This window comes from Streptomyces sp. NPDC002623 (assembly GCF_053592635.1).
Genome location: NZ_JBSFWB010000092.1, coordinates 1 through 6,727, shown reverse-complemented (window position 1 = coordinate 6,727; position 6,727 = coordinate 1). Strand labels below are relative to the sequence as shown.

The following is a 6,727-nucleotide window of genomic DNA, read 5'->3' as shown; positions in this document are numbered from 1 at the left end:
TCCGGGACGACCAGCCGGGCCGGGCGGGCGGTCATGTCGGCCAGCACTCCGGCGGGCAGCAGCAGCCGTTCGTCGTCCTCCCGCTCGGGCCCGCCCACGGCGATGACGGCGACCCGCTGAGGCAGGGGCCAGCGCGCGGTGCGTGCCAGTTCCTCGACTGTCTCCGCCGAAGCCGACGGATCGGCGAACAGCAGGTCCAGGAGGCGCTTGCGGCGGCGCTGTAACTCACCGGTGCTGCGCAGCCGGGCCTCGGTGTGGCCTTCGGTGGCCGCCTGCATGATCTCGTGCAGGTGGGTGAACGCCGCGTCCGCCAGCGCGGCCACCTCGCTGGAGTCCAGGGCGAGTTCGTCGGCGGCCTTCATCATGCGCCGCCAAGCGGCCCGCCCGCCGAGCCTGAGCGCGGCCTGCAGCACTTCGAGGCCGCGCCCTTCGCCGGATTCGCCGCGCCCGATCTCCTGATAAGTACGGACGACGTGCTCCCGGTCGCGCTCCCGTCCGGTGTCGGCGATGCGGTCCACGAAGAGTGTCAGGGCCTGGGTGACTCCGGCTCGTATGGTCCGCACGTACGCGTCGTCGGCCGGCCGTGCGTACTCGGGCACCTGAAGCTGCACCTCGCGAGCGACTTCGTCGGCGATCTCGTCGAGATGCGGGCGCAGAAAATCTGCCAGCCGGTGGGGGACAACGACGAAGGGATCCATGCTGTTTGCTCCTACCGTCGGTCAGGCGGTACGACCGACGACGATATCCCCCTGCCCAACTCCCCTGCCCTGTGCGGAAGTTATAAGACGGAGCCGGGGTATTGTCCGTGCGCGACAAGGTGTGCGGCGGCGACGGCCCACGGCATGCAGACAGCTCCGTACAGGTCAGACCGGTAGGCCGAGCGCTCCGGCGAGGACCGGCCACGAGGCGGTGAACTCCCGCTGCCAGTCGCTCCATTGGTGCCCGCCGCCCTGGTAGAGGTGCTGGGTGACCGGGATACCCGACTGGCCGAGAGCGGCGACGAAGCTCTGTGTGGAGGGCGCCACCAGGCTCTCCAGGACCCCGGGCAGCACGGCGCCGATGCCGCCGCTGATGATCTGCGCGAGAGCGATGATGGTGCCGAGCACGCCGGTGAGGCTGCCGGTGCCGACGGAGACGTAGAGCGCGGTGCCCCGCAGGGCGCTCGCGCGGGCCAGGGGGTTGAAGTCCTGCCAGGTGGCGGAGTCGCGGGTCGGATCTCCCCACAGCGACAGGGGGTTGAGGCTTTCCCGGCCCACGATCGCCTGGACGATCACCGGCATCCGCGTCACCAGGGTGTCGGGGATTCCGCTGTACGACGCCGCGGCCACGAACGTTCCGGGATGGCGGGCGGCATGTGCCATGGCGCCGTATCCGCCGGTCGAGACCCCGGCGACGGCCTGGACGGTGGAGGCCCGGTAGGCGGCGCGCAGGACCGCGGGGACCTCCTGGAGCTGGAAGGTCTCGTAGTCGGGGCCGGTCTTCCAGCGGGTGGGAATGCCGGTGGGCCCCGCGTCCGGCATGGCGACGATCAGGTCCCGGTTCGCGGTGAACGCCTCGATGTCGGTCTCGCGCGTCCACGAGTTGTAGTCGTCGTGCGCGCCGTGCAGCAGATGGAGCACCGGCCAGGTGCGGCCCGGCTGGGCGGCGTAGGAGGTCGGCAGGATGATCCGGACGGGCGCGGTGCGGCCCAGTGCGGCCGAGGGGATGCCCAAGTCGTAGGTGCGAGGCCCCAGTTGAGCGACGGTGAGATCGGCGGCCGAGGCGCTCCAGGCGCCGGTGAGCGTGCCCGCGACCCCGAGGGCGGCGGCCTTGGCGAGAGTGCGGCGGGACAGGCCGCGGTGGGGAACGGACGGGCGGTCGGACATGGCGGGCGGCTCCTTGTGGGGTGATGTCGGGGAGCTGGGTGTTCAGCCGAGCGCCCGGTTCAGGTGGTCGGCGATGGCCTGGGCGTGCGGCGGGTCGAGCAGTGAGAGGTGGTGTCCGGGGATGCGGACGATCTCCAGGTCCGGGCAGAGTTCGTCCCAGCCGAGGGCGTCGTCCTGGCGCTCGTACGCCGGGTCGCGCACCGTGTGCGGCGCGGGTTCGGTGGCTCGGTAGAGGATCACCCGGCCGTCGTAGGGGCGGGGGGTGTGCGCCTCGCCGGTCCGTAGGTCCAGGTACGAGGCGCGCTGGTGCTCCAGTGCGGCGGGCGGGATGTCGGCGACCGCGCTCAGGGCTTCCAGCACCAGGTCGATGCGGGCCCGGTCGTCGAGGCCGGCGAGTTCCCGGTACGGCAGGTCCAGTCGGGCGCCGTAGGTGCGGGACACGTATGCGGCGAAGCCTTCGAAGTGCTCGCGTGCCACGTCCCACGCGGTCCGTCCGGGCGGGCGGGGCAGCGGGCGCACGGCGTCGATGAGGACCACCGCCTCGGGGGGTGCGAACTCGGCGGCGAGCAGCCGGGCGGTCTCCTGCGCCACGAACCCGCCGAAGGACCAGCCGCCGATCCGGTAGCGGCCGTCGGGCCATGCCTTGCGGATCGCCTCGGCGCACAGTCGCGCCTTCGCGGCGACGGTGTCCGCCTCCTCGACCCGGTCGAGGCCGTACACCGGCAGCCCGGGGGCCAGCAGCCCGGCGAGCGGCCGGTAGACGTCCGGGGTGCCGCCGGCCGCGTGTGCCAGTACCAGCGGCGGTCGGTCGCCGCCCGGCCGGAGGACGCGCAGCGGGTACGGCATGGACCTGACTGCCGGGCGAGGGGCAACCGGGGTGCGCAGCATGCGTTCCGGCCGGTCGTCGTGCGGGGAGAGGGTGATGACGTCGGCGGCGGCCTGCACGGTGCCGGACAGCAGCAGGTCGCGCAGTGAGAGCGGGACGCCGAACTCGCGCACGGCGGCCTCGCGCAGCCGGACGGCCATGAGCGAGTCGAGGCCGAGGTCGGTGAGCGCAGTGTCCGGGGTGATCTGCTCCGGGAGGTGTCCGGTGACGGCGGCGATATGGCGGATGAGCCGTTCGGCGACCGTACCGCCGCCCCTCCCCTGTTCCGGCGCCGGTACGGGATCGGCTGCGGGAAGCCCGCGCCCGTCGTGCGGGACGTCGGCCGACGGGCTGCCGTTTTCGTGCGTCCACCAGTGCCGGGTGTGCCGCCAGGCCGGCAGGGGGACGTCGACGACCTCGCCGTGCGGGTGGAGGCGGCGGGCCGGGAGGGGCCGACCCGCAGCGTGCAGGGCGGCCAGTTGGGCGCGGAAGGTGAGGGCGGGGTCGTTGCCTCTGCGCAGGGTGGGCAGATGGAGGGCGTCGGGCAGGTTCTCGGCGAGGGGGTGCAGGAGCACGGGGTGCGGGGAGATCTCGATGAAGGCGGTGTGCCCGTCCGCCGCGGCGGCGGCCAGCGCACCGGCGAGCCGGACCGGGTTGCGCAGATTCGCCGCCCAGTGCGCGGCATCGAAATCGCAGGGGCCGGTGGGATCCTTGTGGACGGTGGAGTAGACGCGCACGGCACCGTCGGTCCGGCCTCGGATGCCGCTGAGACCGGTGACCAGTTCGGGCACCAGCGGATCGACCTGGGGCGAGTGCCCGGCACCCTGGACCAGCAGGCCGCGGGCTGTGCGGCCGTGGGCGGTGAGGTGTTCCACCAGCCGGGAGACGGCCAGTGCCTCACCGGTGACGGTCTTCTGCCGGGGCGAGGAGTGCACGGCGAGGTGCACACCCGGGAACTTCCGCTCCAGGTCGCCGAGTTCGTCGTCGGCCAGGTCCACGACCGCCATCGCCCCGCCGCGCAGGGTGGCGAGCAGCCGGGACCGTACGGCGATGACGCGGGCGCCGTCGGCGGGGTCGAGCGCCCCGGCGACGACGGCTGCCGCGACCTCGCCCATGGAGTGTCCGATGACGGCGGCGGGTTCGACGCCATAGGAGCGCCAGAGTTCGGCCAGCGCCAACTGGGTGCCGTAGAGGAGGGGTTGGGCGGTCTCCGGCCGGCGCAGGTCGTCGTCCGTGCAGTCGTCGAGCAGTTCGTGCAGGGAGATGCCGCACCCGGCCGCGAGCACCGGCTCCAGCTTCTCCACGGCGGCGGCGAACGCGGGCTCGCGGTCGAGCAGTCGGCGGCCCATGGCGGCCCACTGGGTGCCGTAGCCGGAGAAGACCCAGACCGGGCCGGGTCCGAGCCGGTCCCGGTCGCCGGTGCTGACGTACGGATGGGGGCGCTCGGCGGCCAGCGCGCGCAGGGCGGCGGTGAGTCCGTCGCGGTCGTGGGCGACGACGGCCGCGCGGGCGGGGCCGCGGCCTGCGCGCCCGGCGAGGGTGCGTCCGACGTCCTGGAGCCGGGCGGCGCTCCCCTCGGGCGTGTCCAGCCAGTCGGCGAGCCGGCCGGCGGTGTGCCGGACCCGGGCCGGGTCGGCGTCGCTGAGCTGCACCAGGGTGGCGGTGCCGGGGGCGTGCGGGGTCCGGTCGGCGGGCCGGCCGGGCTGCCACTCCTCCAGTACGGCGTGCGCGTTGGTGCCGCCGAAGCCGAAGGCGGAGACTCCTGCGGTCGCGGTGCCGCTGTAGCGGGGCCAGGGTTCGGGTTCGGTGACGACCCGCAGCCGCTCGTCGTCCAGGGCCGACCGGTCGCAGTGCAGCGAGCCGGGGATGAAGCCGTGGTGGAGGGCGAGGACGGCCTTGACCAGCCCCGCCACCCCGGCGGCCGCCTCCAGATGGCCGAGGTTGCTCTTGACCGAGCCGAGCAGCAGCGGTTGGTCGCGGTGGCGGGTCCGGCCCAGGACGGCGGCCAGCGCATCCGCCTCGATGGGGTCGCCGAGCGGGGTGCCCGTGCCATGGGCCTCGACGTAGTCCACGGTCGCCGGATCGACGTCGGCGCGCGCGTAGGCCGTCTCCAGAAGGGCGCGCTGGGCCGCCGGGTTGGGCGCTGTGAGGCCGTTGGAGCGGCCGTCGGAGTTGACGGCGGTGGCCGTGATGACGGCGAGGACCCGGTCGCCGTCGCGCAGCGCGTCGCTGAACCGTTTGAGGACCACCACGGCACAGCCCTCGGCGCGGCCGATGCCGTCGGCAGCCGCGGAGAACGGCTTGCAGCGGCCGTCGGGCGCGAGGGCCCCGGCCCGGCCGAAGGCGACGGTGACGACCGGTGACAGCAGCACGTTGGCCCCGGCGGCGAGCGCTGTGTCGCATTCGCCGCCGCGCAGCGCGACGCAGGCCTGGTGGACGGCGACCAGGGAGGAGGAGCAGGCGGTGTCGACGGCGACGCTCGGGCCGCGCAGGTCGTACACGTAGCTGAGCCTGCCCGCCGCGACCGAGGTGGCGGCCCCGGTGGTCGCCCACGCGTCGACGGCGGCCGGGTCGGCGCCGGTGAGCCGGCCGTAGTCGGGGGCGGAGACTCCGACGAAGACCCCGGTGGCGGTTCCGGCCAGGGACGCGGCGGGGATGGCGGCGTGGTCGAGGGCCTCCTGGGCGACCTCCAGCAGCATGCGCTGCTGCGGGTCCATCGCGTCGGCCTCGCGCGGGGAGACGCGGAAGAAGGCGGAGTCGAACCCCGTGAGGGTGGCGTCGTCGAGGTATCCACCCCAGGGATCGGCGTCCGGCGGCAGGTGGGTGACGAAGTCCCGGCGGCGCTCCTCGGACACCCGGTCGACGGCGTCGGCGCCTTCGACGAGCAGCCGCCAGTAGTCGTCGGGGCCCTGGACACCGCCGGGGAGGCGGCAGCCGACGCCGACCACGGCGACCGGTTCCTCTTCGGCGGCGGCCCGGGGGGTGTGCACGGCCTCCGGGCCGGGGGCCGTACCACCGCTGAGCAGGGTGACCAGCCCGTCCACGGTGTGCGTCTCCCACAGCAGGGTCGCGGGCAGTTCCCGGCCGAGTACGTCGGCCAGCTCTCCGGCGATGGCGACCGCGTCGCGGGAGGACATCCCGAGCTCCGCCAGCGGCCGGTCCCCGGCGATGTCCGCACCGGGCACCCCGGACCAGTGGGCGAGCCGTTCGATCACCAGCTGTCGCAGGCCGACGGGGTCGGCCTGGAGCGCGCTCACGCCGTACCCCGCTCAACGGCGTCGTAGCAGCCGTCGAGGTAGCGGGAGCGGGTCAGCGTCCGGGAGACCTTGCCGCTGGAGGTGCGGGGCACAGCACCGGGCGGGACGAGCAGCACGTCGGCCAGTCGCAGGCCGTGCCGTGCGGAGACGGCGGCGCGGACGGCGGCGGCGACCTCCTTGGGGTCGCGGTCCTGTGCGGGCAGATCGCGGGCGTGCTCGGCGACGACCACCGCGGACTCCGCGGTGATCACGGCACGGGCCTCGGCGCCTCTGACGGAGTCCCGGCCGGCGGGGAGTAGTCCGGCCGGGACGGCGAAGGCCGCGAGACGGTCGGGGCGGATGGCCGGGTGAGCGGCCTGCACGGTGCCCTCGACGTCCTGCGGATAGTGGTTGCGGCCGTCCACGATGATCAGGTCCTTCAGACGGCCGGTGACCAGGAGCTGTCCGTCGAGCAGCGTGCCGAGATCGCCGGTGCGCAGCCAGCGGCCGGGCAGGCGCCCCAGGCGGGCGTGGAAGGTCTTGCGGGTCTGTGACGCACGGCCCGCGTAGCCGCGCCCGACGTTGGGTCCCTGGACCCAGATCTCGCCCACCTCCCTCTCGGGCAGGAGGATCGCGGTGGCCGGGTCGACGATGCGCACCGACTGCCCGACGGGTTCGCCGCAGGCAGCGAGCTGGACCGCGGCGGGGTCGTCGGGTGCGACGGACAGGGCCTTGCCCGCCGCCAGCGCCTGACGGTCCAG

At 74.3% G+C, this 6,727-nt stretch carries 3 protein-coding genes and 1 pseudogene; all 4 read right to left on the bottom strand.

Translation table 11 applies throughout. The features are described 5' to 3' along the window. Nucleotides 1-698 (bottom strand): annotated as a pseudogene (locus ACWD4O_RS48545) (PucR family transcriptional regulator); the annotation flags it as partial. Between the two features lie 165 nt (nucleotides 699-863). Next, nucleotides 864-1,865: an alpha/beta hydrolase gene (locus ACWD4O_RS48540; protein ID WP_451289566.1), complete on the bottom strand. Its 1,002-nt coding sequence runs from the start codon at nucleotides 1,863-1,865 to the stop codon at nucleotides 864-866. 42 nt (nucleotides 1,866-1,907) lie between these two features. Beyond that, nucleotides 1,908-5,987, bottom strand: coding sequence for a beta-ketoacyl synthase N-terminal-like domain-containing protein (locus tag ACWD4O_RS48535; RefSeq protein ID WP_451289565.1), 4,080 nt, complete (start codon nucleotides 5,985-5,987; stop codon nucleotides 1,908-1,910). After that, a partial coding sequence (locus ACWD4O_RS48530) for an AMP-binding protein (RefSeq protein ID WP_451289564.1) occupies nucleotides 5,984-6,727 on the bottom strand: 744 nt, incomplete at its 5' end. The genes ACWD4O_RS48530 and ACWD4O_RS48535, both read right to left, overlap by 4 nt.